We start from the raw sequence: 26,671 nt of genomic DNA on the forward strand, positions 1-26,671 counted from the left end.
CAGTGGTTTTAAATAAGACTAATATTTAATTTATAAATTGATTAAAGGAAAAATATTTTCTAATTTTCATAAAACATTAGTCATATGTATCCTAAATTACTGCTTTTAATAAATTTCCTATTATTCGCTTTATTGGCACCGGCTCAGATCGACCAAACGCTACAAAAGCTAGAAACCTACCACGAACATCATGTGAAGGAAAAAATCTATCTCCATGTCGATAAAAATGACTATTCGGCAGGAGAAACGATCTGGTTCAAATTATACTGCACCACAGCTCCTTTTAACTATTTGAGCAATATCAGTAAAATAGCCAATATAGAATTGATCTCACCCACAGATAAAATTATTAAAAGCATCAAAATTCCGGTCACAATCGGCCTTGGCATAGGAGACCTCAACTTGCCGGATACACTGGAGGAAGGCTCCTATCGAATTCGATCATTCACCAGATGGATGCAAAATGACTCGACAGCTAATTTCTATGAGCGTGTCATTCCTGTCACAAATGGCCGATCGGATAATGTAATGACGAAAAGTAGCCTCATTAAAAACGGAACTGAAAACATCTTCCAGATCAATCTCAAAACCATCCAAGGAGCGCCCCTAATCAACAACAACATTAGTTATACCCTACAACAAAATAATAACAAAGAAAAATCTGGGCGATTAAAATCAAATGAAAATGGCACCATATCACTGGAATTGAAAGATGACTTTAAGGGGGGAACGCTATCATTACAATTCCTTTCTCTAGACAAAAGACGTGTGTTAAAAAGTTTTATTATCCCTGACCCAAACAGCCAAAATAGCCTACAGATTTTCCCCGAGAGTGGTGATTTCGTCAATAACATCTTATGCAAAACAGGCTTCAAAACTCTCACACCTAAAGGCTTAGGAAAAAAGGCAAAAATAACCGTAAAGGAGGAAAACCAAACGACCATTGCCGAATTTGAAACTAATTCATTGGGAATGGGAAGTATCCCCCTACTGCTGCAGACAGGAAAAAAATACATAGCCACGGCATTTTTTGAAGACGGATCTTCAACGAGCACTTCTTTGCCCGCTGTATTAAACTCGGGGTATGTGCTAACGGTAAATTCAGCACTAAAGGATAAGATTGCTGCCCAATTTTCCACGACGGATGATTTAGTCAATGGCGAAGAAATTTATTTAGTCGCGCAATATAATGGTCTTGTCTTCCATGCTGCCAAACAAAAATTAAATGCAGCAGAGGTCTTATTTAATATTCCGAAGAAAAACCTTCCGTCCGGTGTATTACAGCTAACCATTTTGAGCGCGCAAATGGCGCCCCTTGCAGAAAGGCTTGTATTTAACTACAATACCGAATCAACTTTACTGCCCGTTTCAATAGCTCTCAATAAATCTAGCTTCACGACGCGCGATAAGGTAACCGCAAACCTCAACGTCCACTACGACGATCGTGACACATCAAAAGTTGCCGCACTCTCGGCTTCGGTTGTCAACCTGAATAAGGTGGATTCTACAACAGACCGCTATTATTCGTCTATTGTCTCTGAACTCTTGCTGAAAGCTGATCTTCGCGGCTTTATCGAACGCCCTAATTATTATTTCGAGGATTTAACAAATATCAAAATTAATGATTTGGACAATCTCATGTTGATTCAAGGCTGGCGCAAATTGGATTGGAAAGGCTATGAAAATACCGCGCCCACATCGTTTCTTCCAGAAAAAGGACTTACGGTATCGGGAACCGTCAAGAAAACGGCGCGTAAGGCTGTTGTACCAAACGCTAAAGTAACCATTATACCCACAAGCAACATGTTGCTAAGTTTAGATACACTGACCGATGGAAATGGACGGTTTGCTTTTGACGAGCTATTCTTTGCTGATAGTGTCAAGTTTATTGTAACAGGCGATGGTCCCAAGGAGAAAAAAAGAGTGGATATTATCATCGACGAACCGCTTAACCCTTCAATAAATAAAAGTAAAGATCAACCACTGTTGATTAATGACATCAATACCAATCTGCTTACACAACTAAAAAATAGTCAACAATTTCTTGGCGAATTAGAAGCAGCAGGCATTATCCAGAAGAGTATCCGATTGGAAGAGGTTCAGGTCAATAGGGTAAGAAAAACTAAAGCTGACAAGAATTCCAGAAACCTGAATGGTCCGGGAAACGCCGATCAAGTCATATCCGCTGAAGATCTTTCCGCATGTACAACACTGGAACAATGCCTTTCAGGACGATTAGTCGGTGTTATGTTTCGAAATGGTGTTCCGTATAGCACAAGGTCTATGGGATTAAATGGCGGTAACCCTATGCAAATTGTCCTTGATGGCATGTATATTGAAGCTGATCAAATTAATATGATTAATGTGGCAGATATCGCAAGTATAGAAGTGCTTCGTAGTATCGGCAATACGGCCATATATGGCATGTATGGCGCAAATGGTGTGATTGTGATAACAAGCAAATCGGGTGATGCGCTTTCTTCATCCTATACCCCCACAGGAATCGTCACAATTGTACCCAAGGGATTACATGTAAACCGAACTTTTTTCAAACCTCAATACGATGTGACAAACAAAAATGAACTACGACGTGATCTAAGAACGACAATCGCCTGGGAACCCAATCTGATTACTTCCAAAGACGGAAAAACACAGTTTGAATTTTTCACATCGGATGAACCGGGGAACTATAAAATAATTGTAGAAGGAATAAGCATGGATGGAAAAATTGCGCACTTCGAATATTTGATAGAGGTAAAACCACAATAGCAGCGCATACAAATCGTTATCTTTAAAACAAGAATATGCAACATATTAAAACCACAATAGACGATCATATTTTAAGTATTTTCCTCGACAGAGGAAAGTCTAACGCCATCGACACGCAACTACTGAAGGAGCTGATAAATACATTGGAAGCATCCCAACAGAATGAAGCTATCTATGGCACCATATTGATTGGAAAGGAAAACTTCTTTAGCGCAGGCCTCGATCTAATCACTTTATTCCAATATGATGAAGAACAAATTAGGGAGTTCTGGAATTTATTTTTAGAAGCGACATCACTTTTAGCTGCCTTTCCAAAACCGCTCGTTGCTGCAATATCAGGCCACAGCCCTGCTGGAGGGTGCGTACTCGCCCTTTGCTGCGATTACCGGATTATGGCCGAAGGTAATTTTGTAATTGGCCTCAATGAAATTCCTGTCGGGCTCATCGTCCCCGAAAGTATATTTGAGCTATATGCTTTTTGGATCGGAAAAAGGGATGCGTATCAGAATTTGCTCGAAGGGAAATTGCTTTCTCCGGTAGAAGCCAAAAATCAGGGACTTGTAGACGATATTGTTCCGTCAAATATACTCTTCAATACAGCAACAAAAAAAATAAAACAGATTACACAGTTCAACCAAAAAACCTGGACGACATCAAAACTGAACTTCCGAAAGGAAATAATCCTTAAATTGCGCGAGAATAGAGAAGAGACAATCCAGCGTATTCTCGAACAGTGGTGGCTTCCGTCAACACGCTCTATTTTAAAGTCAATCATCGAAAACTTGACTTCAAAGAAGTAATTTAAAACAAAATCATCATGAGAAATGTCTTTTTCTTTATTCTTATTTGTTTCACAGCAGCAACTATCTCCTGTAGAAATAACAAAAAAGAAGATAAAGCTGTAAAAATCATTCAGGATTCAGTTCCTGTGGATACGATACAAAAACGCGATACTCTTGAAAAAGAAGTAAAGAAACAGAACTCAGAAACATTGGAAGAAGTGCTCGAAAAACTTGCAAAGGCTTATTCAGAACAAGACAGCAAAACAATAAATTCGTATGTACATCCCAAATTGGGGATTTACATTATCTATCGCCCAGGCGCACTAGACTCTTATGTCCATCAAAACAGTTTCAATTTTTCTAAACCCGTACCGGAATACCACGCGTATGAAAAGTTAATATACAAGGGACCATTGAAGTCAGGAAAACTACCTATTTTTGATTGTGGTACGATGAAATGGGACAAACTCGGATTCTATTATGATAGAAAAACTCGACCGAATGAATTGTCGCAAACGGCAAAATTCATGAATGAAATTCTTGATGCCAAAATAAATAATACTGAAATGCAGCGCCTAAGAAATTTAGAATCCAGAAGTTATAGAGCCATCATGACCTCTGATGAACACGAAGAACCATTTGTTTTTCATGTAACAAAAGAAGGCGAAAAATGGTTTATTACAGTGATAGACCGCGCCTATGCCGGATGTGATGCATAATACTTTGTACATTTTAGCCAAACTTAACGATAATGAAAAATTTAGATAAAGACATACAAAAGAAAATCGAAGATTGGTTAACCCCCAGTTATGATGAAAGAACTCGAAAGGAAGTTCAGGATTTAATCGATAGTAATGAGGAGACAGAACTTACCGATTCTTTTTACAAAGATCTAGAGTTTGGAACCGGAGGCTTGAGGGGCATTATGGGCGTAGGCTCCAATCGGATGAATAAGTACACGATTGGTAAAGCAACGCAGGGCCTGTCCAACTACCTTAAAAAACAGTTCCCAGACCAGGAGATCAAGGTAGCGGTATCTTATGATAGCCGCAATAATTCACAGGCTTTTGGGCAGCTGGTTGCCAACGTGTTTGCAGCCAACGGCATCAAAGTGCATCTGTTCACGTCTTTACGACCAACTCCCATGTTGTCCTTTGCCATCCGTCATTTTGGCTGTCAGAGCGGTGTGATGCTAACGGCTTCGCACAATCCAAAGGAATACAATGGTTATAAGGCCTACTGGAATGACGGCTGCCAGCTAACTGCCCCGCACGACAAAAATGTAATCGATGAAGTAAATGCAATCCGCTCAGTCGATGACATCAAATTTGACGGAAATACACAAAATATCATTCCCGTCGGGGAAGAAATCGACCAGATCTACATCGACGCCAATAAAAAACTAAGCATTCATCCTGAAGCTGTATTAGCGCAAAAAGACTTAAAAATTGTTTTCTCTCCAATACACGGCACCGGCATTACCATTGTTCCTAAAATGCTAGCAGCCTGGGGCTTTGAAAATGTGTCCGTTGTTTCTGAGCAGGCTACGCCTGATGGCAACTTTCCAACGGTAATTTATCCGAATCCCGAAGAGGAAGATGCCATGGCCTTAGCGAAGAAAAAAGGGGAAGAAATTGATGCTGATCTTGTATTGGCAACAGACCCGGATGCTGACCGTGTGGGAATTGCCGTAAAAAATAACCAGGGACAGTTTCAGCTGCTCAACGGTAATCAGATCGGTAGTTTATTGATCTACTACGTCCTTAGCGCTAAAAGTGATCTTAAGCAGCTGGGATCAAATCCATATATTGTTAAAACGATTGTAACAACAAACCTGGAGGCAGACATTGCAGAACATTTTGGTGTGCCCTGCTATGAAACGCTCACCGGTTTTAAATATATTGGCGAACTGATGACCAAATTAGGCGATTCGGCACACTATCTGGCGGGCGGGGAAGAAAGCTATGGTTACCTTGTCGGTGATCTTGTACGCGACAAGGATGCTCCCAACGCCTGTGCTTTTCTCGCCGAGATGACCGCCTATTTCAAATCAAAAGGCAAAACAGTCTATGAGGTACTCATGGATATCTATAAGGAATTTGGCTGCTACCAGGAAAAACTAATTTCTTTGACAAAAAAAGGAAAAGCTGGAGCCGAAGAAATTCAGGCGATGATGTCGGGATTACGCGCTAATTTACCGACTAGCCTCGGAGGTGTTCAGGTTAAGGAGATCCGTGATTATCAACTGTCCCAAACCACCGATATGCGTACCGGCGAGAAAACTGCGATCTCGTTGCCTAAATCGGATGTGCTGCAGTTCATAACAGTCGCGGGTGATGTCATTTCGGCACGCCCATCGGGGACTGAGCCTAAAATCAAATTTTATTGTTCTGTAAAAGAAAGCTTAAAGGACACCGCAGACTATGCCGATGTACAAAAAGCTTTAGAAGAGAAGGTCGACCGTATGATGAAAGATATTGTAAACTAATGGAAAAGTGGAAGCTATTATCTTCTGAATATATCTGTAAAGAACCTTGGGCGACGTTGCGAAGAGATGCATGTGAGCTCCCTGATGGAAGAATCAACGACCATTATTATGTACTGGAATACCCCGATTGGGTAAACATGGTCGGAATTACTGAGGAGAATGAGCTCTTGGTCATTAAACAGTACCGACACGGAGCAGGCATCATTTCGTTGGAGATTCCAGCGGGCACTACAGAGCCGGAAGAAGACCCCAGGAATGCAGCTGTGCGTGAGATGCTTGAAGAAACAGGCTATGCATTTGACCAGATTGAAGAGATCGCCACGCTTTATGCCAACCCCGCAACGAGTGGCAATATTACCTATACCTATCTGATGACAGGAGGTAAAAAAGTTCAGGAACAGGCATTGGATGAACACGAAGAAATCGATGTTTACCTTATCCCGCTTGAAGAAGCAAAAGAAATGCTGCTGGACAATAAATTCAGTCAAGCATTACACGCTAGTGCTTTATTCTACGCTTTCAATAAATTAGGCTTGTTATAAAACAAGCCTAATTTTATTCTGTTTTTTTCGTTCATACTTTAATTTTCACTAGCCTTTTGATTTTTGTACCTTTGCATCATGGCAAGAGAAATTTTTGAAACTAAGCGAAAAGCCTTGAAAATAAATCTAAACCCAGAGATTTATGGTACTTTCGCAGAGATCGGTGCTGGACAGGAAGTCGCACGCAACTTTTTCAACGCAGGCGCCGCTTCAGGCACAATTGCTAAGACAATGTCAGCTTACGATATGGCATTTAGTGACGCAATTTATGGTGAGGAAGCGGATGGCCGATATGTCAGCAGAACGCGTGTAAAAAAAATGCTCTCCCATGAGTTCAATCTTCTTACACAAAGGCTTCATGGCGATAAATACTGTAACAAAAAGTTCTTTGCCTTTGCAGATACCGTAACAACACTCAATTTCACGAAGACAAATGAACCTCACGGTTGGATCGGACTTCGCTTCCAACATGAAGTTGGAGGTCCTACGAATGATATCATTGTCCATGTCAGACTGCTAGACAGCGACAACCAATTGCAACAAAAAGTTTTAGGCATTATTGGTGTCAATCTATTATTTGCTGCTTATTATTACGCAGAGAATGTGCAGACGATGATTGAATCATTAGTTGACAATCTTTCTGTTGGATCTGTAGAAATTGACCTGGTTAAACTCAACGGCCCACTCTTTGAAAATGTCAACCAACGTCTCATCAATTTATATCTGATTGCAAAAGGGTTTGCCAAAGCTGCAATATTTCAACCAGATGGCAAAGCAGTACAAATCAAAGATTACCTGTACAAAAAGAACATTATTTTACTCCGTACCAAATACCGTCAAAAATCACTTCCAAACTTTGATCTATTCAATCTTGCCGTTGAACAGTTCAAAAAAAATACCGGCGCAACAGACACCGATACTATTGTATTAATTGAGGTACTGATGGGAAATGTTTTGGAAGATACACATGAAATTACTGATGAAGATCTGCAAGAATTTGCTTCTAGGGCGGATGAATTATGTGCTACAGGAAACAATATTATCGTCAGCAACTTTAGAAGAAACAATCACTTGGCAGAGTTTATAAGTAACTTTAAACCCAAAAATATCGGTATTGCAACAAACGTTTACAATTTAAAGAATATTTTCAATTCCGATAATTATAATAAAGAACTATACACCAATGAGCTTCTTTCCTATATTTCGGGAATGTTCAATAAAAATGTGAAACTCTACGCCTATCCTTACCTCCTTAAAAAAGAAAATAAGATTATTACCACGCATAATATGCCAGTTTCTGAAGAAGCGAAACCGCTTTTTGAATTTTTAATTAAAAATGGATACATCATTGATATTGAAAATTACGATGAGAAATTTGTAAAAACCGTATAATAAGAGTTCTACTAATTACAAGTTATAAAATAGCCCAATTTATTCAATTGGGCTATTTTATTTTGAACCTTCATGACGCTAATAAATGTATCATTGGAGGACAACAACGGACAAAGTGGATAATAGCAACATCATTCGGTCCGATTTTATACAAATGGCTGCTCTCCGAGCTAAAAGTCAGAAAAATGCTTAGGCACTGACTATAAGAATTTTTTATAGATGGAATAAAGGATTTTAAGATCATTATCACCCAAAAACGCCGTATTTACATCCTGCTGGACATAGTGAATCTTAAATGCTTTAATTGCTGCATCGACATTGCTCACATCGTATCCGATGATACGTAATGCCATTTTTGGATTAAAGTCTGCTGGTGGCGTCTCTAAATAGTCTTCATACCAAAAACCGAAGCCTTGATCGGCCAACTTTTTCCATGGGAAACGCGATGGATCGTTTTTCCGAGTTGGTGCTAGATCCATATGTCCTATGAAATTGGCCTGCGGAATTCTGTAGGTCGTCTTTAAATAAGTCAACAACTGCGTCAAGGCATTTATCTGTGCGTCAGTCCAAGGATCAGTGGTCCCATTATTGTCCAGCTCAATGCCAATAGAAGAAGAATTAAGATCTGTATCGTTGCCCCATTTTCCTAATCCAGCATGATGCGCACGAAAGAGATCATTGACCATCTGCACTACTTTTCCATCTCTACCGACCACATAATGGGAACTTACGCCTGCTTTCGCGGAATGAAATGTGCGGACGGTCTGCCCTAATGAATCCTGAGCTGTATGATGAATAACGACAAAATTGGGTTTACGGATACCAAAATTAATCGATGCAATCCATTGTTGATCTTTGACATTCACCTTCTCCAATTGACCGGTTACAGGCGATTGTTTGTACAGCTTTGAAAACTCCTTTGCCTGCTTCTTATATACCTTTTCAGTCTTCGCGTATTTTCCTCCTGCACAGGAAGTCAAGAATACTGCCGCGACACAAAAATTGAGGGATAACTTTAGTATGTTCATATTGAAATGTTTCAGCACAAACTAAGACAAATTTGCCAACAAAACCAAATTTATTCCCCTTATCCAGTTGCGCTGCAGACGCACAACATCTTATTTTATTCTCCTTCTCCTTCTCCTTCTTCTCCTCCTGAGGAACAAAAATGGTTGCTTGTTGTAAAAAGTTAAGGCTGTTATTTGAGCTTACATATCAAATGGCATAAAAAAAGGCAGTCCAACAAAATTTTGGACTGCCCTTTTTCATATAGTATCCGAAATTATGCTTCGGCGTACTCTTCAATGGAGGGACACGAACAGATCAATGTACGGTCACCTTGAGAATCGTTTACACGTCCCACTGAAGGCCAGAATTTACGTTCTCTTACATACTCCAACGGATATGCAGCTGTTTGACGACTGTAAGGTCTATCCCACTCATCTGCCGTTACAACCGAAGCGGTATGTGGTGCATGTTTCAGTACATTATTCGCTCGGTCTACCGCCCCGGTTTCAACCGCAGCGATCTCTTCACGAATAGCAACTAAGGCGTCACAGAAACGATCCAATTCAGCTTTAGACTCTGACTCGGTAGGTTCAACCATCAATGTTCCCGCAACAGGGAAAGAAACGGTCGGTGCGTGGAAACCATAGTCCATCAAACGTTTTGCAATATCTGCAACCTCAATACCAAAGTTTTTAAACCCACGACAATCTAAGATCATTTCGTGTGCGCAACGTCCATTTTTACCCGAATAAAGTACTGGATAGGCGTTTTCCAAACGTGCTTTGATATAGTTAGCGTTTAATATCGCGGTTCTAGTTGCATTTGTGAGACCTTCGCCCCCCATCATGGAGATGTAAGCATGCGAAATAAGTAAGATCGAAGCCGAACCAAATGGGGCTGCCGAAACAGCAGAGATACCTTCTTCACCGGAAGTAGAAACCACTTCGTGGTTAGGCAAGAAAGGAACCAGATGTTTTGCAACACCAATAGGTCCCATACCTGGGCCGCCACCTCCGTGAGGGATACAGAATGTTTTATGGAGGTTTAAGTGACAAACATCGGCCCCAATATGACCTGGGCTTGTCAATCCAACCTGTGCATTCATGTTGGCTCCATCCATATAAACCTGTCCACCATTGGCATGCACAATTTCACAGACTTCAATAATAGACTCTTCAAATACACCGTGTGTAGATGGGTAAGTTACCATCAGTGAATTCAAGTTTGCAGCGTGTTCAGTTGCTTTCGCTCTTAAATCTGATATATCAATATTTCCAAATTCATCACATTTTACGACAACCACTTTCAAGCCTGCCATAGAAGCAGACGCAGGGTTCGTTCCGTGCGCTGAAGCAGGGATCAAACAGATATTACGTCCGTGATCACCGCGGCTCTCATGGTAAGCGCGAATAACCATCAAACCTGCATACTCCCCTTGCGCTCCTGAGTTTGGTTGGAAACTCATCTTCGCAAAACCTGTAATCTCAGCTAACCAATCATTCAATTCGCCAATCATTTGCATATATCCAGAAGTTTGATCTGCTGGAGCAAATGGGTGCAAACCACCGAATCTAGCCCAAGTAACGGGTACCATTTCCGCTGTAGCATTTAATTTCATGGTACATGAACCCAAAGGAATCATCGAATGACAAAGTGATAAATCTTTTGCTTCCAACGATTTGATGTACCGTAACATCTCGTGTTCAGAGTGATAGCTATTAAAGTTTGGATGGGTTAAGTAGGCGGAAGTACGTACTAGATCGGCAGGGATTGAAGAACCTAAGTTTTCTTCCAATGTATCGAAATCGACATCATTCAATGTTTTACCTTGAATTTTAGCAAATACTTTGACGATCGTTTTAATATCTTCATAAGTCGTTGTTTCGTCGATAGCAATTGAAACTTCTGGACCATTATAATAAAAGTTCAATTCATTGTTTAACGCTTCTGACTTCAGTGCACCTGCATGAGCACCTAAGTCTACCCGTAATGTATCAAAATAAGCTGTATTCATTTGGCTATAGCCCAATGATTGTAACGCTTGATCCAACAGATTGGCCAACGCATTGATGCGTGATGCTATATTTTTAATTCCTTGAGGTCCATGATACACGGCATAAAAAGAAGCCATAATGGCCAAAAGGGCTTGTGCAGTACAAATATTTGACGATGCTTTATCGCGGCGAATGTGCTGTTCACGCGTCTGTAAAGCCATACGCAACGCATATTTGCCATTCGAATCGGAAGTAACACCGATAATACGACCAGGGATGTTACGTTTAAAGCTGTCGCGTGTTGCAAAATAGGCTGCGTGAGGACCACCAAATCCCATCGGCACACCAAAGCGCTGCGAATTACCAACAACAACATCTGCTCCCCATTCTCCCGGAGGCGTCAATAAGGCTAAACTCATCAAATCAGCCGCCGCACACACGGTAATGTCTTTACTGTGAGCTGATGCTGTAAACGACTTATAATCAACAATGGAACCGTCAGCTGCAGGATATTGAACAAATACGGCAAATACATCATCTGTCAATTCTGATTCAGCAATAGCCGCAATTTTCAGCTCGATACCAAAAGACAACGCACGGGTCTTCAATACATCGACCGTCTGCGTGTAGGCATTATCAGAAACCAAGAATACATTTGCATCTTTATTTTTCCGGGCTGAATACAGCATAAACATAGCTTCAGCTGCAGCTGTTGCTTCATCTAACAAAGATGCGTTTGCTATTTCTAAACCAGTGAAATCACAAATTACAGTCTGGAAATTCAACAATGCTTGCAACCTACCTTGTGCAATCTCCGCCTGATAAGGAGTATACTGCGTATACCATCCCGGGTTTTCAAATACATTTCGTTGAATTACGCCCGGAAGGATTACATCGTAATAACCTTGACCAATAAAAGATTTAAAAACTTTATTTTTCTCAGCGATTTCCGCAATACGCTTTAAATAGGCGACCTCAGACAATGCTTTAGGAAGATTTAAAGGTTTTGGAGCACGAATTTGAGAAGGGACCGTTTGGTCAATAAGTTGGTCAATTGACGAAACGCCTAATTTGGCCAACATTTCATTCGCTTCAACTGGACTTGGGCCATTGTGGCGATTTTCGAATTTTTCTTGGAAGTGTATATTGCTCATGTGTGCAAAAAGTTAACGCTTATAGATGATAGTTAGCGACATAATAATTAGGCAATTAACTCTCTTATAAACAGTCGTTTTTTGGATGAGCAAAGATAGCAAAATAAATGACTGAAAACGAAGCAAAAAAGTGGATAAAAAGTCAGTTTTACTCGACTATTAAAATGCAATCGATTGTGTTTAATACGTTATTTTTAGAATAAACACAACAATAAAGATTGATCATTATAAATATAACAAACAACCGCCCGATCACTTGCTACAATTTTAAAAAAAGTGCTATTATCTGCTGCAATCTCCATGAATTTTTTCCTCTACATTCCTATTCTTTTTTGCAATGCCAATGAATTTTCAATAAATTAGTATATGTACCAATTGTAAAGTGGCTTGGAAATAACGATAGGTAATTTTTGCCAAGAAATCTTAACAAAGAAACCATTATCCAGCGAGGGAAGCCCCTCTTTTGACAAATGATAAATAATCAAAAAAAAATGAATATCATTTCTATTTAACAATTATAAACAGCGAAGTAACGATTATAAATCATGAGAAAACAGGTAACAGACAGCGTCCTTTTGGTAAGGCCCTCTGTCTTCCGCAAAAATGAACAGACTACAGTCAACAATTTCTTCCAAAGGGATATTGAAAATCTCAGCATCGAAGAGGTCAATAAAGAAGCCCAAGGAGAGTTTGATGCGCTAGTAAATGAGTTGAAGTCACACGGCATATTAGTGACAGTCATTCAGGACGACGAAAAATCAGAAAGTCCCGACAGTATCTTTCCCAACAATATTGTATCCTTTCATCAGGATGGAAAAATAATCTTCTATCCCATGTTCGCTCCAAATCGCCGAAAAGAACATTTATTGGATTTCGAAGGTCCATTGAAACAGAACGGTTATTATGTAAAACTGACCAAAGATTTGAGTGATGCCGAAAACAATAAACAATATTTGGAAGGTACCGGCGCACTTGTCCTCGACCGAGCCAACCGTGTAGCCTACTGCGCTTTGTCAGAAAGGGCAGATCGCGATATGCTCGATGAATATTGCCGGACCGAAAACTATACACCGGTTGTATTCCATGCTTTTCAAACGGTCAATGGACAGCGCAGACCGATCTATCACACCAATGTAGTGCTCGCGGTAGGTGAAGATTTTGCCATCTTATGTCCACAGGCAATTGACGATCCGTCTGAACTAAACACCCTCTTGAAGAGTTTAAAAGACACAGGCAAGGAGATTATCGAGATCAATGAAAACCAGCTTGAATCTTTTGCGGCAAACTGCCTCCAGGTGAGAAATAAATATGGGAATCGCTTTATTGTCCTGAGCAATCAGGCATTATCCTCACTGACGTTGTACCAAACCGCGCAGTTAGAGAAGCATGGTAAAATTATTCACCAGGATCTCCACGTGATCGAAACATGTGGTGGCGGAAGTGTACGCCACATGATGGCCGAAGTTTTTCTTCCAAAAGAAAAAGTCCTGAGCTAGCCCTCGAGCATAATGATGCACCAAGGCAAATCGTTTTAAGTAATCCCTTGTTGCCTGATCAGGATTATTTAATAAACAAATAAAACGCCCCTTAGGAGCAATCAGCGGCCCCTAGGTGCGTTTTATTTTTAAAACATAGTGTTCCCTATTTTTCATTCTTTTAGAACGAATACCTTAATCCCAATTGGAATTGATACGGGTTACCCGAAGGTGATACGATACCAGAGTTGTTTACATTATAATTAAACTGTTGCTTCGTAACGTCAAAAGGAATCAATTTCTCTCCGGCGGCGTCCTTTCCGCCCAAAGCATATAGATTTTGATTACCCAAAGACTCATTGACGCCCCAAGTCTTTTTGAATAAATTGGCAACGTTGAAAAGATCGCCCGATATCTCCAATGCGTGGTTTTTATATAAACTGAATTTTTTCGCAATTCTCAGGTCAATTAAACCGTAAAAACCATTTACGCCACCATTACGTTCGGCTATTTTTCCTTCATATTTTTTGATATAATCTTTAAGGCTTTGACTCGCTTCTGGATTATTCAACAAATTATTCAGCCCTGTAATCAACTGTTTTGACGTATTGGGACTGTTGGGATCAAAGAGAAAGGCCAGATCATTGTCTCCCGCCACAAAGTCTCCATTGATATTTCCTCCGGCCAATAAACTATATCGTGTACCACCAATACCTGAGTAACGTACCCCCACACTAACGCCATAGAATGTTGGCAAGGTACCATAGATTACAATCTTGTTGCGGAACTGATTATTCGAATAACTCATCTTGCTCAGATCGCGCGGATCGTCTTTCACAGCCAACGATAAGGTCGCTGTATTCGCCACGTTTCCGTTGAAAGAAGTATTGTCTTTGGCATCATTCCAGGTATAGCTCACGGATATAGATCCATCTTTGAAATATTGATAACTTGCATCCAATACAACCGCAAACTGATTCACTTTTCCTTCAGAGTTTAATTCCAGTACACGTCCGAATTTATTGGAAATCCGTCCTTTTTTCCAATCCGGTGCTCCGTCAACAATCGATGCTGCGGGAACAAACACACCACGATTATCTTCATTCGTCAATCTGAAAAACGGATCCTGAACCATGTTACGATCCACATACATGTAGTTGTTACGCCCTAAATTCATATACCCTGAAAGACTCGCTTTCAACTTTTCAGTAAAGAAATGTGTATAAGATACATTGGCCTTGTATACTACTGGAATTTTAGCATCAGGTCCATAGGTATTGATCGTAGGCACCTGAAATTGTGCTAAGGTTGGTGTTTTTGACGGATCTTTTCTATACCCCACAAAATCAGGTGCGGGCACATCACTTCCACGAACATCCACCGTCGCAAAATGCTTCCCATCGAAAGTCAAATTGTTGATGGTCATATAATTGTTAATATCAGACGCGAAGACACCTGCTCCTACCCGGAAAAAGTCCTTTCGCTCTTCATTCACATCCCAAGTCATCTGGAAACGAGGCTGTACCACAAAGGATTTTAACTTATGATCTGTACGAATACCCACTTCTTTCAGCAATTCTTCGTTTAGTGGAGAAGTCGGATAATGTCCGTAATCCAACCTTAGGCCAGCAACTAGATCCAATCCCTGCGCCAACTTCGTTTGTAATTGCCCATATACACCGGCATTAAATATCTTACCGGCCACAGCTGGGTCACTTACCAAAGGAACCTCACGATAGTAAGCATATGGCTTCATGTCGTCAAAGTTTTGCATGGCCGTCTTTCCATCACTCGGTCTAAAGTGAAAGCGACCATTAACCTCACTTCCATAAATGGAGTTTGCATGGGTATACATCAAATCGACACCGAAGGTATAATTGATATTGTCGGTACTATAATAAATATTATCAACGAGCTGAAATACATTGTTTTTAAATGATTCCTGCGCAAAACGATGTCCACCCAATTGCAGTGTGGTCTTTTTATCTTCTCCAGCTATTTTTGAGACTGCATCTTCTACAATTGCACGGGGAATATTTTGACTTGGTAAAAGATCTCCCGGACTACTTTTCTGATAGGTATAGAGATGCTGTACTTTCAATTCATTAGTTACCTTAGGGGAAATGGTCGTACGCAAAGTTGCCAATAGACTATTATCAATGTTTTTGTCATTCCCATAAGACTCATACAAGGTTATTGGTTTATTATCCTGCAAGCCCAACTTATTGTTGTCACTTGTGAAGTTATTTCGGACCGTCAATAGGTTATTTTCATTGATCTGCCAGTCAATTCGTCCAAAAATCGCATCAGACCCTCGCTTCTTATCAAATGCGCCGTATTGACGCTCATTCCCCAATCCGTATTTTTTACGTCCAATAGAGACAAACTCATCCAAGGTCGAGTTTGTCACATTAAATCTCTTCTCATCGGCTTCAGAATTGATATCGGCAATAATCAAGGGGCGGGCATCGCGCTGATGATCCCAAGCTACAAAATAATGCAATTTGTCTTTAATGATCGGACCGCCTAATGTAAACCCATATTGATACGTTGAAAAATCATTACTCCGTTTATTCCCTCTAATATCGTATGGACTGGATAACCAATCCGCCCTCGAATAAAGCCATGCACTTCCGTGCGTTTGATTTGTCCCCTGTTTAGTCACCGCACTCACTGTTCCCCCTCCAGCTCTTCCATAAGTCACATCATACTGATTGGTAACCACTTTAAATTCACGAACGGCTTCTATTGAAATGGAGAAAGGAGCGCCACTACGGCTGGTTGTCGAACCTGCAGAAGTCGGATTTTTGGCATTCATACCATCAATGGTAAAATTGGTAGATGACCCCAGCTGGCCTCCTATATTATCTCCCTTGCTTAAAGGAGATAGATCCATCAACGAAGTAAAATTGCGACCGTTGACAGGCAATTTCGCTATATCTTTTGCTGTAACCGCGGTAGCAGCACCTAGGTTCTCGATTTTATTCTTTAGCGTACTTATTCCTGTTAATTCAACCGTTTCTAATACATTTGACGTATTTTGGATAGGAATGATCAGGCGGACAATATCTCCTTGATTTAAATTAAATCCCGAACGAACCTGTTCCCCATATCCTATATAAGTGACTTTAATTGTATATGGACCACCTAAAGGTAATTCCTTAAAGTTGAAATCGCCATTTGCATTGGTGGATGTCTTCGTTGTAAAGCCTGTTGATTCATTACGCACTTCAATTGAAGCACCATGAACCCCTTTGTTGTGCTCGTCTGTGATCTTTCCGGAAAACCCTGCTTGCGTCGTTTGGGCATAAAGACCGGTCCCAAGCGCAACAGCACAAGTTGTGAGTAGAAATTCTTTCATTTAGTTGTTGATTTTTATAATGAAAGCAAAACTAAACTGAAACTATTAACAGAAACTAAACGAAATATTATGAAATTATAAACAAAACATTTTAAAGGATGTATACCTAGAATGCAATCAGTTTTCCAACAAATAAAGTGCTATCGGAACGTGCAGTAAAACCTTCCTTATCACGCAAATACCAACAGAAATTAAATGGAAGGTTCTTTGTCGCCAATAACATAAAAACACTTCAGAAAAAAGTCAGCCGAAGCTGACTTCCTAATACAAAATCGTAAACTTAAAATCCAAAGGATTAAAATATTTGTAAAGATCCTTAAAGAGGTTATCACCATGTTTAATGTAAAGTAAAGCGAAATTCTCAGATCTTTCCTGCAGTCCTCCGCCCGGAAAGAGTTTTTCCTTAACATGATCGATGTCGGTTAAAGCATGTTGGTGATTTCGTTTCTCGGCTTTCAACAGTTTTTTTTCTAAATTATTGATCGCTTTTTTTAACCGTGCTTTTACCGCCTCTGTACTCGGTCCTAAACTTGGATCAATTTTATGGGTTCGCAACTTTATCTTACCAAAAATGGCATTCAGCTCCATCCATTCGTCATTGAGATTCAGACGTTCTTTGGTATGGCGCCGTACATATTCCTTCTTCAGCACATCTGCTGAACGAAAGATACTCTTAAACGTAAGATCAACGCGAAATAATTTAGCCGCTATTTTATCGTCTGTTATCATCGCAGAATTGCGTGGTATCAAAATTGGAAAATCGATCTGATATTGGTCAAAGTTAGACTTTAATTGCATCCAATAGACCATTTCGGCCCCACCGCCAATGTAAGCAAGATTAGGAAGTATAATTTCTTGATACATCGGCCGCATAACCACATTGGGACTGAAACGCTCGGGATAATGCTCGATTTCCTGCTCCAGCTCCGCCTTTGTAAAATAAATATTCTGATGCAATACTTCGTATCGACCGTCAGCAGTTAGCACTAGGCGTTCTCTAAATTCATCCGTTAAATAAAAGAAATTAATTTCACGTGCATGTACTTGAGTAGAAAAACCTTGTGACTCCAACTCCTCCGATCGAGAAGTTATTGCCTTAAAGCTATTTTCAGAGAAGATATCTTCCTTAATAATCGGCTTAAACAGTTCCTTCAATTCCCGATCATCCGCATCAATAATCAAAAGACCGTATGACTTAAACAGCTCATTGACCATATATCGGGTTGCATCTGCTAAACGATTGTGGTTTAGGTAGGCTTCTTCCACAATGCGTGTAAGCCGAGTAGAGTTTTCTGAAAGCCCTAAAATATTTGTATACTGCTTCACGGCGTCAACAATCGTCGTTGTATCCATTCTTCCGGTAGCAGAAACAGCCGGGGTATCCCAACTGATTTTCTTCCCAAAGACTTTGGTATGATTGATTTCTTCAAAATCATGATCTTCAGTCGCCATCCAATAGACTGGAATAAAATTTTTATCGGGATGTTTCTCCTTCAAATCTTCTGACAAACGTATCGCTGTCATGATTTTAAAAATGAAATACAAGGGTCCAGTAAAAATATTGAGCTGATGCCCCGTAGTGATCGTATAGGAATTCTGGTCGAGCAACAGTTCTATATTGGCAGCCACATTAGGAGAATTCTCTAATAGCTCGCCATATTGCTTTTGAAGGCGTTCAACGAGAATCTTCCTGTATTCAAATGGCCTCTTTTCGTCCAGTTGCTTTTCAAAACCAGCCCAGGTAGGCCAATTTCCAACAAAAGGTTTTAATGTTTCATCATGTGCTAAATAAGCCAATAAAGTCTTGGAGAAACTATTTGTTTCACTATATTCAATATAAGTTGCCTTCATCTGCAAATTGTGTTAATCTTTTGTTATTGTCAATCGATAAAGAAAATCTCCTAAAGTAACCTGAAATAGCAGGTTCTCTTTATCGTCCCAATAGTGCCAACAGGCTGTCATGACCCTGATTTTAAACAGCTATATAGCGTTTTAAATCGGGATTGTATGCGTACAAATGTATCGAGTTTGCCCCGACAAAATACTGAATTTTCACAAAAAGCCTGTGCTGCTTTTAAATTATATCATTTTACTGACAATTGCCGTGAAAAACAAATGGGTCTCCCTTTTATTCAAAGGAGACCCATTTGTTTTAATATCAAATATAAGCTAATAAAACTATTTCCTTACAATCTGCCCATATAGATCGAAATCTTCGGCACGGTCAATTTTTACCTGAACAAAATCACCAATACGTGCATAAGAATCTGCAGCAGGAATCAAGACCTCATTGTCAACCTCTGGGGAGTCGTATTCTGTGCGGCCAATAAAGTAATCACCATCTATACGATCAACCAGCACTTTATAGGTATGACCAACCTTAGACTGATTGATATCATACGAAATCCCTTGCTGCAACTCCATAATCGCTTCGACACGCTCCTCTTTTACTTCCTGAGGTACATTATCCTCCAAAGTATGTGCGTGTGTTTTTTCTTCGTGAGAATAAGTAAAACAACCTAACCTGTCAAAACGAGTCTCTTCAACCCAGTCTAACATCTCCTGAAAGTCCTGTTCAGTTTCACCTGGATAACCACAAATTAATGTTGTACGCAAGGCGATATCCGGAACTTTGTCACGTATTGCATGGACAAGATCAATCTGCTTCTGTTTTGTTGTACCTCTGCGCATAGACTTCAACATCGGATCAGATATATGTTGCAGTGGCATATCTAAGTAATTACAGATATTTGAACGTTCATTCATGGCGTCCAAAATATCCATTGGAAACCCCGAAGGATAGGCATACTGCAGTCGGATCCATTCGATACCATCGACATCAGATAAATGACGCATGAGATCAGAAAGATTACGCTTTCCATAGATGTCGAGGCCATAATAAGTTAGATCCTGCGCTATTAAAATCAATTCTTTGGTACCGTTCGAAGCAAGGAATTTAGCTTCTTTCACAAGATCTTCAATGGATTTGGAAACATGCTTACCACGCATTAAAGGAATTGCGCAGAAAGAACATGGGCGATTACACCCCTCGGCAATTTTAAAATAAGAAAAATGAGAAGGTGTTGTCAATAGTCGCTCACCGAGCAATTCGTGCCGATAATCGGCACCAATGGACGTCAATAGATCCGGCAAATCGTTCGTACCGAAAAAAGCATCAACATTGGGGATTTCAGACTGCAACTCTGGTTTATACCGTTCTGAAAGACAGCCAGTAACGATCACTTTATTGATTTTTCCCTGTTCTTTTAGATCTGAATATTGCAAGATGGCATCAATTGATTCCTGTTTCGCATTATCAATAAAACCGCAGGTATTGATCACGACAATATCATTCGCCTGTATATTGGATGCTTCATGAACAACTTCCATCTGATTGCCTTTCAACTGGCCCATCAGAACTTCACTATCGTGAATATTTTTCGAACAGCCCAAAGTCACCACGTTGACACGTGGTTTATCGATCAAAGGCGCTGGTTTCGCGTATTTTGTCTTCATATGATTAGAAGGCAGACTCTATTTAAAAAGGGAGTCTACAAATTCCTTTTTGTTAAACAACTGAAGATCACCAATTTTCTCTCCTACACCAATATATTTCACGGGGATCTTAAATTGATCGGATATACCGATAACTACACCACCCTTAGCTGTTCCATCGAGCTTCGTTAATGCTAAGGCATTCACATCTGTTGCCTGCGTAAATTGTGTACACTGCTCAATGGCATTTTGTCCTGTCGACGCATCCAAAACCAATAAGATTTCATGTGGAGCCCCCGGAACAACCTTTTGCATAACATTTTTGATCTTAGTCAGCTCATTCATTAAGCCAACCTTATTGTGCAACCGCCCTGCCGTATCTATGATACAGACATCTTCACCATTAGCGACAGCGGATTTTACGGTATCATAAGCCACTGAAGCGGGGTCTGAACCCATGGCTTGAGCGACAACACGAACGCCAACACGCTCGCCCCATAATTTAAGTTGATCAACGGCTGCAGCACGAAAGGTATCCGCAGCACCCAATACAACTTTGCTGCCAGCTTGCTTCAGCTGATGAGCCAGTTTGCCAATAGTTGTTGTTTTACCAACCCCATTAACACCCACAACCATAATAACATAGGGCTTATGCTCACCATAATTGAAATGTTCGAAATCAGCGCTATTGTTTTCTGCCAGTAACGTTTGAATTTCCTCCTTCAAGAGATTATTTAGCTCCGAAGTGGAAACGTACTTATCTCGGGCAACACGGGCTTGTATGCGATCAATGATTTTTAAAGTCGTCGTAACCCCCACATCAGAAGTAACCAAAACTTCTTCCAGATTATCCAATACATCGTCATCCACAGTTGACTTACCAACTACAGCTTTTGTAATCTTGGATAGAAAGCCTTCTTTTGTTTTTTCCAAACCCTTATCTAAGGCCTGTTCTTCTTCTTGTGTTTGTGGTTTTTTCTTAAAAAAATCAAATAATCCCATGGAATGTGTAGTGAAAATTGATGTCCAAATATAAACAAATGTCCTCAACAAAAAAAGCCCTTTCGGTAGGATACCAAAACGGCTATTTTTATCGAATTCTTTTTAAAGAAAAACTTTAAAAAAGGAAAATACTACTCGTTATTTTTGAGCTGCTGCAACTACGTCTTTCACTTTATCGTTGTGAACCATACCTTCTTTGAAAGTATACGCGCCAGTTTTTGCAGATTTAGTAGTAATAATAACCTTTGTAAATTCTTTACCGCCACCTTTTTGTAACGATGCAACTGCTTTCTTTGCCATGGTATATTAATATTTTACTTAGCATCTCTTTCAAGTGCCAAGATATGTGACTTACTTAATTTCTTTATGAACAGTAACTTTTCTCAATACTGGGTTGAATTTTTTCAACTCTAAACGCTCAGTTGTGTTCTTTTTGTTTTTAGTAGTGATGTAACGAGACATTCCCGGAAGACCACTTTCTTTGTGTTCAGTACATTCTAAGATAACTTGTACTCTATTTCCTTTTTTAGCCATTGTTTTACTTTATTTTGAATCCTATTAGGATTGAAATTTCATGAATAATCTTAATGTAACAGGCGCGACAATCAATTAGATTGAGCCTTTAACGATAAATTTATTGATCGCTGCTGTAATCCCGTTCTTGTTGATAGTCTTGATAGCAGAAGTAGATACTTTCAACGTAATCCAACGATCTTCTTCTGGAATGTAAAAACGTTTAGTTTGTAAATTTGGATAGAATTTACGTTTAGTTTTAACGTTTGAGTGAGAAACGTTATTCCCTGTTAACGCCGCTTTGCCTGTTAAATCACAAATTCTTGACATGATATTATTTTTTTGTTGTCTTTATTACAATATGTTAATACTTTGCACTCTCTGCAAAGAGTTTGCAAATATCTATATTTTTTTTTAGATAAGCAACAAGATGATTGGAATTATTTTTAAAAATAGTTCTACATAGGATGGGTATCGACAAAAATAAAGGATTTTATTGTATTATATTTGCTCTGTAAAGAAAAATAGTTTTCAACAATTCACATTTATGAACAAATATCTTCGCAAGGGTATAAGGGAAATAATCATCGGCGTCGTACTGGTGATAGGGGGATATTATCTCATGGAACAACGTTCCAACTGGTATAAGCTCGCTATGCTGATTGGAGTCATTGTATTTAGTGTCGGCTTCCTGACTTTAATCTATCGCATGATTCGTAAGGTAGACCGAGATGCCCTTATTGAGATGCGCGGGGAAGGACATAAAAAAGATAAAGAAGGGAATGCTGAACAAAACTAGAGCTGTAGTTTTAAAAACAACAAACTATTCGGAAAGTAGCCTCGTTACCCAGCTATATACCGAACATTTTGGCATGCAATCTTATCTTATTACCGGAGCAAGGAAGCCTAAAGCAAAAATCAAGGCCAATATTCTCCAACCTTTACATTTATTGGAAATAGTCGCCACACATAAAGATAATGGTTCGCTACAGCGGATCTCCGAAGCACGTCAAGCACCTGCACTGCAAGAAATACCTTACGATATCGTCAAAAGTTCGCTGGCCCTTTTTCTGAATGAAATACTTTATAAAATACTGAAGGAACAAGAACATGATAGCTACCTTTTTGAATTTATTCATCAATCCATACTTTGGCTGGATCAAAGTCATTCAAACCTGGCCAATTTTCATCTCGTCTTTTTAATAAAACTCACACGCTTCCTTGGGTTCTATCCGGCCAAATCTAAACAAGTACTCCCCTATTTCAATCTTCACGAAGCAACCTTTTCAGATAGTCTCCCCGAACATCCGCTTGTTTTACAAGAACCACATACGTCAATTTTTAGAAATTTAATTGATTCCGAATATTCAAATTGCGATCGAATTAAGATGAGCAGCTCAGATAGACAATTTTTGTTGGAGAAAGTACTTGATTTCTATCGCTTGCACCGTACAAATTTTAAAGAAATAAAATCGCTCTACATTCTCGAAGAGATTTTTCGATAAGAGTGTACGATTTAACTGAATATTTAGCATATAGACTCCAGCTAGCTATCGACTTGTCTACAATAATTGATCTCTTGGATAAATTATTGGTACATTTATTGTAACAAAGCTGAAATAACATGTAGTTTACTAACATAATTTTCACCAAAAAAAGTATTAATAATATGGAACTTAAAGAAGCCTTTTTAAAAGTTGTTCGAGACAACTATGCAAATTTTGAGGGTAGAGCCCGTCGAAAAGAATATTGGATGTTCGTTCTAGCTGTATTTGTTTTATTTTTTGCACTCGGTATCGTTGGCGGTATTTTGTCGGTTGTAAGCGATACTTTAGCGAGTTTGTTTTACGGTATCATGGGGCTAGCGTATTTAGCGTTATTGATTCCTGCGATAGCCGTTACTGTAAGAAGACTTCATGACACAAATAAATCGGGTTGGTTTATCCTGGTTTCCTTAATTCCGTTTGTTGGAAGTCTATATTTACTTTACTTAGAAATTCTAGAGGGTGATAAAGGTCCGAATCAATATGGACCAGATCCTAAGGCTGTTGAAAATGCTTCAAACCATCCTTTTAATCAAAGCCAAGATCCATTTGGTTCTGCTCGTACGCAAGATCCATTTGGAAGTTCACAAATTGGAAGTTCGCAGCCTTCAAATCCAACACCGCCGGCACCCGACAAAGATCCCTTCGCTTAGATTCTAAAACCTTATAAAAAAGCTTTCACAGGAATGTGGAAGCTTTTTTTATGCTGTGTTGCTAATGTCTATGCTTTTTCTTTTGCTGCCCGGGAGCAAATTCCCGTGCAGATCGTTCTCCATAGTATTTTTTTGCTTGCCCAGGAGGCATTTTTTTCGGTCCACGTCCATGACCGTGACTATGGTGTGTTGAATAACATGCCGACATCGAAATCATGATGACCGCAGAAAGAACTAATGCTAAAGTACGCTTCATTTTTAAATTGAAAATTTAAGTGCTTTATAAACAATTATCAGTCCAAACTCAATTATCAAAGCCTCAGTCTCATTTTTTTGCTACAAAAACCCTAAACAATATCTGCTAAAAAATAAAAAAGCCTATGCTGTTCGCATAGGCCTTTTCACAATAAATATATCTTCAATCTAATTAGATAACTCTTACATTTACCGCATTAAGACCTTTACGGCCTTGTTCAACTTCGTAAGATACACTATCATTCTCACGAACTTTGTCTACTAATCCCGAAACGTGAACAAAAATTTCGCTCTCGCCGGAGTTAGGGATGATGAAACCGAAACCTTTGGTTTCATTAAAGAATTTTACTTTACCTTCTTGCATGGCACTATATTATTAATTTCCCTAAAGGTATAGAAATAAAATCAAAAATTTTAACCTTTTTATTTTTTTTACCCGTTAAACTTTTTCATCAACTTTGGCTCCAATCTTGTAGCAATGCAGTAATAGCAATCGTATTATTAGAAAAACTTTAAGACAAAAAATATGAAAAAAATAGTGTTAGGACTGGCCTTTTTAGGTTTTATGACTCAATTAAATGCGCAACAAATGGTTAATAAAGAGTTTGTATCCACGGTGGGACGTGCAGAAGAGGAAGTAACTCCCGACATCATCTATATTGATGTGACGCTAAAAGAGTTTTATGAAAACGGTAACACCAAGAAAAAAGCGGCAATAGACAAATTAGAAAAAGATCTGTTTGATTCGGCAACAAAAGCTGGTGTCAAAAAAGAAGATTTTACCATCCAAAACATCTGGAGCTACAATGTACCGGACAAAAAGAAAAAAGACACCGATATTCTGCTTTCTAGACAGTATCGTATTAAGGTAACCAACTTGAATAATTTGGATCAATTACTCGATGGCGTAGACAAAGCGGGTATCCAAAGTACTTATATCAGTGAGTACGATTACTCGAAGAAAAAAGAACTGGAAAAAAGCTTAAAAACCAAAGCAGTATTGGATGCCAAAGTTAATGCACAGATTTTAGCAGAAGCAGCAGGGCAAAAAATCGGAAAGGCTATTGTATTGTCTGAAACACCGCAGCAGATTATCTTTGGCGTTCAGCCAATGATGCGCAATGCGATGTATAAAGGTGCGATGGAGCAAGCTGCAGATAGTGCTGGCAGTGGCGGACTTGACTTAAATATCAGACCGATGAAAGTAACAAGTGAGATCAGCGCTTCGTTCGAATTATTGTAATCATGCACCGAGAGAAAACTCCAGCAGATAAATTAAAACAAATTGACCAAGATTTCGGTTGGATAGACCGAATATCTTGGTTAATGGATAATCAGTTTAAAATTGGAGGTTTTCGGTTTGGCCTAGATCCGCTGTTAAATCTTATTCCCCTAGGCGGTGCGATAGCAGGCTTTGGTACATCTTTAATCCTTGTACTTGCCATGTGGCGTAACGGCGCCAGCCCCAAGCTCGTTATACGGATGCTTTTAAACATCTCGCTGGATGCGATTCTTGGTAGCATTCCACTTCTCGGAAACTTGCTCGATTTTTTTAGCAAGGCCAACGAAAAGAACATCAAATTACTCAGACAACACTATTACGAAGGAAAACATACCGGATCGGGCATTGGAATCATCATCAGTATACTAATTGTTTTTTTGCTCCTCATCTCGGTTACATTATATCTTATTTGGACCTTTTTTTCTTGGGCTTTCTCACTTCTTAATGGCGGCTAGAAACTGCTATTCTTAACACATTCCAGCAAAAACGGATTCCTTTCTGGGGAAACAATTGCATATATCCAATATCTATTTAATAATTTTGATGTCGATAGTCATCTCGTATGCTGTCAAAAACTTAATCCCGATTTTAAAATGAGTAAAAAAAGAATATTTGCACTGATTCTAATCGCCGTCATGTTGACCGCTATTTTGACTAACCCAAGCAAAGAAGAACACGAAAAGATTGTACGGGCTAAAGCTGAACAGCTGTTGAAAAGCCAGCTTCACGCAAAAGATCAGCAGTTCTTCGGATTGGGGATGCAGCTCTTTGGTAATGATATTGTCGATAAATTCATTCAAACCTCAGTCGTGGTAGACAACTACTATTTATTTTCCTTGACAAAAATCAAATGGCAAGGTACCGAACAGATCATCGGTGGAGGAGCTTTCAAATATATTTGGCTGAGTCCAAAAATTGATGAAAAAGCAGACGAAATTATTGCAGCGCTCAAAAAGATCTAA

The 26,671-nt window shown here is 39.5% G+C and carries 24 protein-coding genes; 13 read left to right on the plus strand and 11 right to left on the minus strand.

Features of this window, described 5'->3' with window-relative positions; genetic code table 11:
• The first annotated feature begins 84 nt into the window (after window positions 1-84).
• The 6 genes from J2X77_RS03935 to J2X77_RS03960 all read left to right on the plus strand — a co-directional run bounded on the left by J2X77_RS03935 (window position 85) and on the right by J2X77_RS03960 (window position 7,973).
• Window positions 85-2,769 (plus strand): TonB-dependent receptor plug domain-containing protein, encoded by a 2,685-nt coding sequence (locus J2X77_RS03935; RefSeq protein WP_310079185.1) that lies wholly within the window; start codon window positions 85-87, stop codon window positions 2,767-2,769.
• A 35-nt stretch (window positions 2,770-2,804) separates the two neighbouring features.
• Window positions 2,805-3,569, plus strand: coding sequence for an enoyl-CoA hydratase/isomerase family protein (locus J2X77_RS03940; protein ID WP_310079187.1), 765 nt, complete (start codon window positions 2,805-2,807; stop codon window positions 3,567-3,569).
• Window positions 3,570-3,586: 17 nt separating this feature from the next.
• On the plus strand, window positions 3,587-4,270 hold the full coding sequence (locus J2X77_RS03945) for a hypothetical protein (protein ID WP_310079188.1): 684 nt from the start codon (window positions 3,587-3,589) through the stop codon (window positions 4,268-4,270).
• A gap of 32 nt (window positions 4,271-4,302) precedes the next feature.
• A complete protein-coding gene (locus tag J2X77_RS03950; RefSeq protein ID WP_310079190.1) occupies window positions 4,303-6,039 on the plus strand; it encodes a phospho-sugar mutase in 1,737 nt (578 codons plus the stop codon).
• A complete protein-coding gene (locus tag J2X77_RS03955; protein ID WP_209577043.1) occupies window positions 6,039-6,581 on the plus strand; it encodes an NUDIX hydrolase in 543 nt (180 codons plus the stop codon). Before J2X77_RS03950 ends, J2X77_RS03955 begins: the two co-directional genes overlap by 1 nt.
• Before the next feature lie 78 nt (window positions 6,582-6,659).
• Window positions 6,660-7,973, plus strand: a complete 1,314-nt coding sequence (locus tag J2X77_RS03960; RefSeq protein ID WP_209577041.1) for a nicotinamide mononucleotide adenylyltransferase — start codon at window positions 6,660-6,662, stop codon at window positions 7,971-7,973.
• 200 nt (window positions 7,974-8,173) lie between these two features.
• Here J2X77_RS03960 and J2X77_RS03965 read toward each other — a convergent pair whose 3' ends face one another.
• Both J2X77_RS03965 and gcvP read right to left on the minus strand, forming a co-directional pair.
• Complete coding sequence (locus tag J2X77_RS03965) at window positions 8,174-9,001, minus strand: N-acetylmuramoyl-L-alanine amidase (protein WP_293886946.1); 828 nt, start codon at window positions 8,999-9,001, stop codon at window positions 8,174-8,176.
• A gap of 254 nt (window positions 9,002-9,255) precedes the next feature.
• Window positions 9,256-12,129: an aminomethyl-transferring glycine dehydrogenase gene (gene gcvP / locus J2X77_RS03970; RefSeq protein ID WP_293880126.1), complete on the minus strand. Its 2,874-nt coding sequence runs from the start codon at window positions 12,127-12,129 to the stop codon at window positions 9,256-9,258.
• 545 nt (window positions 12,130-12,674) lie between these two features.
• Between gcvP and ctlX the strand changes: the two genes are divergently transcribed.
• Complete coding sequence (gene ctlX, locus J2X77_RS03975; RefSeq protein WP_209577038.1) at window positions 12,675-13,625, plus strand: citrulline utilization hydrolase CtlX; 951 nt, start codon at window positions 12,675-12,677, stop codon at window positions 13,623-13,625.
• Window positions 13,626-13,785: 160 nt separating this feature from the next.
• On the opposite strand, the gene J2X77_RS03980 is transcribed toward ctlX, so the two are convergent.
• The 7 genes from J2X77_RS03980 to rpmB form a co-directional block, all read right to left on the minus strand.
• Window positions 13,786-16,965: a carboxypeptidase regulatory-like domain-containing protein gene (locus J2X77_RS03980; protein WP_310079193.1), complete on the minus strand. Its 3,180-nt coding sequence runs from the start codon at window positions 16,963-16,965 to the stop codon at window positions 13,786-13,788.
• A gap of 261 nt (window positions 16,966-17,226) precedes the next feature.
• Window positions 17,227-18,816 carry a bacillithiol biosynthesis cysteine-adding enzyme BshC gene (gene bshC, locus J2X77_RS03985; protein WP_209577036.1) on the minus strand — a complete coding sequence of 530 codons (1,590 nt, stop codon included), beginning with the start codon at window positions 18,814-18,816 and terminating at the stop codon, window positions 17,227-17,229.
• A 327-nt stretch (window positions 18,817-19,143) separates the two neighbouring features.
• Window positions 19,144-20,481 (minus strand): 30S ribosomal protein S12 methylthiotransferase RimO, encoded by a 1,338-nt coding sequence (rimO, locus tag J2X77_RS03990; RefSeq protein WP_209577035.1) that lies wholly within the window; start codon window positions 20,479-20,481, stop codon window positions 19,144-19,146.
• An 18-nt stretch (window positions 20,482-20,499) separates the two neighbouring features.
• Window positions 20,500-21,462, minus strand: a complete 963-nt coding sequence (ftsY, locus tag J2X77_RS03995) for a signal recognition particle-docking protein FtsY (protein ID WP_209577034.1) — start codon at window positions 21,460-21,462, stop codon at window positions 20,500-20,502.
• Window positions 21,463-21,600: 138 nt separating this feature from the next.
• Window positions 21,601-21,762, minus strand: a complete 162-nt coding sequence (locus J2X77_RS04000; RefSeq protein ID WP_070562566.1) for a DUF4295 domain-containing protein — start codon at window positions 21,760-21,762, stop codon at window positions 21,601-21,603.
• 51 nt (window positions 21,763-21,813) lie between these two features.
• On the minus strand, window positions 21,814-21,996 hold the full coding sequence (gene rpmG / locus J2X77_RS04005) for a 50S ribosomal protein L33 (RefSeq protein WP_002998409.1): 183 nt from the start codon (window positions 21,994-21,996) through the stop codon (window positions 21,814-21,816).
• A gap of 75 nt (window positions 21,997-22,071) precedes the next feature.
• Window positions 22,072-22,305 (minus strand): 50S ribosomal protein L28, encoded by a 234-nt coding sequence (rpmB, locus tag J2X77_RS04010; RefSeq protein WP_046672597.1) that lies wholly within the window; start codon window positions 22,303-22,305, stop codon window positions 22,072-22,074.
• A 217-nt stretch (window positions 22,306-22,522) separates the two neighbouring features.
• Here rpmB and J2X77_RS04015 point away from each other — a divergent pair, with 217 nt between their 5' ends.
• The 3 genes from J2X77_RS04015 to J2X77_RS04025 all read left to right on the plus strand — a co-directional run bounded on the left by J2X77_RS04015 (window position 22,523) and on the right by J2X77_RS04025 (window position 24,172).
• On the plus strand, window positions 22,523-22,774 hold the full coding sequence (locus J2X77_RS04015) for a signal peptidase (protein ID WP_209577031.1): 252 nt from the start codon (window positions 22,523-22,525) through the stop codon (window positions 22,772-22,774).
• The gene (gene recO, locus J2X77_RS04020) at window positions 22,758-23,480 is read left to right on the plus strand and encodes a DNA repair protein RecO (RefSeq protein WP_209577029.1); all 723 of its coding nucleotides are present in this window, start codon (window positions 22,758-22,760) and stop codon (window positions 23,478-23,480) included. The genes J2X77_RS04015 and recO overlap by 17 nt, the downstream gene beginning before the upstream one ends.
• A gap of 164 nt (window positions 23,481-23,644) precedes the next feature.
• Window positions 23,645-24,172 (plus strand): DUF805 domain-containing protein, encoded by a 528-nt coding sequence (locus J2X77_RS04025; RefSeq protein ID WP_209577027.1) that lies wholly within the window; start codon window positions 23,645-23,647, stop codon window positions 24,170-24,172.
• Window positions 24,173-24,233: 61 nt separating this feature from the next.
• Here J2X77_RS04025 and J2X77_RS04030 read toward each other — a convergent pair whose 3' ends face one another.
• On the minus strand, window positions 24,234-24,428 hold the full coding sequence (locus J2X77_RS04030; RefSeq protein WP_209577025.1) for a quinol oxidase subunit 4: 195 nt from the start codon (window positions 24,426-24,428) through the stop codon (window positions 24,234-24,236).
• A 171-nt stretch (window positions 24,429-24,599) separates the two neighbouring features.
• The gene (locus tag J2X77_RS04035; RefSeq protein ID WP_209577023.1) at window positions 24,600-24,791 is read right to left on the minus strand and encodes a cold-shock protein; all 192 of its coding nucleotides are present in this window, start codon (window positions 24,789-24,791) and stop codon (window positions 24,600-24,602) included.
• Between the two features lie 162 nt (window positions 24,792-24,953).
• Between J2X77_RS04035 and J2X77_RS04040 the strand changes: the two genes are divergently transcribed.
• The 3 genes from J2X77_RS04040 to J2X77_RS04050 all read left to right on the plus strand — a co-directional run bounded on the left by J2X77_RS04040 (window position 24,954) and on the right by J2X77_RS04050 (window position 26,671).
• Window positions 24,954-25,670 carry an SIMPL domain-containing protein gene (locus tag J2X77_RS04040; protein ID WP_209577021.1) on the plus strand — a complete coding sequence of 239 codons (717 nt, stop codon included), beginning with the start codon at window positions 24,954-24,956 and terminating at the stop codon, window positions 25,668-25,670.
• A 2-nt stretch (window positions 25,671-25,672) separates the two neighbouring features.
• Complete coding sequence (locus J2X77_RS04045) at window positions 25,673-26,164, plus strand: DUF4112 domain-containing protein (protein WP_209577019.1); 492 nt, start codon at window positions 25,673-25,675, stop codon at window positions 26,162-26,164.
• A 138-nt stretch (window positions 26,165-26,302) separates the two neighbouring features.
• The gene (locus tag J2X77_RS04050; RefSeq protein ID WP_209577017.1) at window positions 26,303-26,671 is read left to right on the plus strand and encodes a DUF4359 domain-containing protein; all 369 of its coding nucleotides are present in this window, start codon (window positions 26,303-26,305) and stop codon (window positions 26,669-26,671) included.

This window comes from Sphingobacterium sp. 2149, from assembly GCF_031455655.1.
GTDB lineage: Bacteria > Bacteroidota > Bacteroidia > Sphingobacteriales > Sphingobacteriaceae > Sphingobacterium.

Bases quoted from the DNA above. Each gene is read 5' to 3' on its own strand.
- ftsY (WP_209577034.1), bottom strand. From the start codon at position 21,462: ATGGGATTATTTGATTTTTTTAAGAAAAAACCACAAACACAAGAAGAA.
- J2X77_RS03955 (WP_209577043.1), top strand. From the start codon at position 6,039: ATGGAAAAGTGGAAGCTATTATCTTCTGAATATATCTGTAAAGAACCT.
- J2X77_RS03940 (WP_310079187.1), top strand. From the start codon at position 2,805: ATGCAACATATTAAAACCACAATAGACGATCATATTTTAAGTATTTTC.
- J2X77_RS03950 (WP_310079190.1), top strand. From the start codon at position 4,303: ATGAAAAATTTAGATAAAGACATACAAAAGAAAATCGAAGATTGGTTA.
- J2X77_RS03960 (WP_209577041.1), top strand. From the start codon at position 6,660: ATGGCAAGAGAAATTTTTGAAACTAAGCGAAAAGCCTTGAAAATAAAT.
- rpmB (WP_046672597.1), bottom strand. From the start codon at position 22,305: ATGTCAAGAATTTGTGATTTAACAGGCAAAGCGGCGTTAACAGGGAAT.
- J2X77_RS03965 (WP_293886946.1), bottom strand. From the start codon at position 9,001: ATGAACATACTAAAGTTATCCCTCAATTTTTGTGTCGCGGCAGTATTC.
- J2X77_RS03980 (WP_310079193.1), bottom strand. From the start codon at position 16,965: ATGAAAGAATTTCTACTCACAACTTGTGCTGTTGCGCTTGGGACCGGT.
- J2X77_RS03935 (WP_310079185.1), top strand. From the start codon at position 85: ATGTATCCTAAATTACTGCTTTTAATAAATTTCCTATTATTCGCTTTA.
- gcvP (WP_293880126.1), bottom strand. From the start codon at position 12,129: ATGAGCAATATACACTTCCAAGAAAAATTCGAAAATCGCCACAATGGC.
- J2X77_RS04030 (WP_209577025.1), bottom strand. From the start codon at position 24,428: ATGAAGCGTACTTTAGCATTAGTTCTTTCTGCGGTCATCATGATTTCG.
- J2X77_RS03945 (WP_310079188.1), top strand. From the start codon at position 3,587: ATGAGAAATGTCTTTTTCTTTATTCTTATTTGTTTCACAGCAGCAACT.
- J2X77_RS04015 (WP_209577031.1), top strand. From the start codon at position 22,523: ATGAACAAATATCTTCGCAAGGGTATAAGGGAAATAATCATCGGCGTC.
- J2X77_RS04050 (WP_209577017.1), top strand. From the start codon at position 26,303: ATGAGTAAAAAAAGAATATTTGCACTGATTCTAATCGCCGTCATGTTG.
- recO (WP_209577029.1), top strand. From the start codon at position 22,758: ATGCTGAACAAAACTAGAGCTGTAGTTTTAAAAACAACAAACTATTCG.
- rpmG (WP_002998409.1), bottom strand. From the start codon at position 21,996: ATGGCTAAAAAAGGAAATAGAGTACAAGTTATCTTAGAATGTACTGAA.
- ctlX (WP_209577038.1), top strand. From the start codon at position 12,675: ATGAGAAAACAGGTAACAGACAGCGTCCTTTTGGTAAGGCCCTCTGTC.
- J2X77_RS04040 (WP_209577021.1), top strand. From the start codon at position 24,954: ATGAAAAAAATAGTGTTAGGACTGGCCTTTTTAGGTTTTATGACTCAA.
- rimO (WP_209577035.1), bottom strand. From the start codon at position 20,481: ATGAAGACAAAATACGCGAAACCAGCGCCTTTGATCGATAAACCACGT.
- bshC (WP_209577036.1), bottom strand. From the start codon at position 18,816: ATGAAGGCAACTTATATTGAATATAGTGAAACAAATAGTTTCTCCAAG.
- J2X77_RS04025 (WP_209577027.1), top strand. From the start codon at position 23,645: ATGGAACTTAAAGAAGCCTTTTTAAAAGTTGTTCGAGACAACTATGCA.
- J2X77_RS04000 (WP_070562566.1), bottom strand. From the start codon at position 21,762: ATGGCAAAGAAAGCAGTTGCATCGTTACAAAAAGGTGGCGGTAAAGAA.
- J2X77_RS04045 (WP_209577019.1), top strand. From the start codon at position 25,673: ATGCACCGAGAGAAAACTCCAGCAGATAAATTAAAACAAATTGACCAA.
- J2X77_RS04035 (WP_209577023.1), bottom strand. From the start codon at position 24,791: ATGCAAGAAGGTAAAGTAAAATTCTTTAATGAAACCAAAGGTTTCGGT.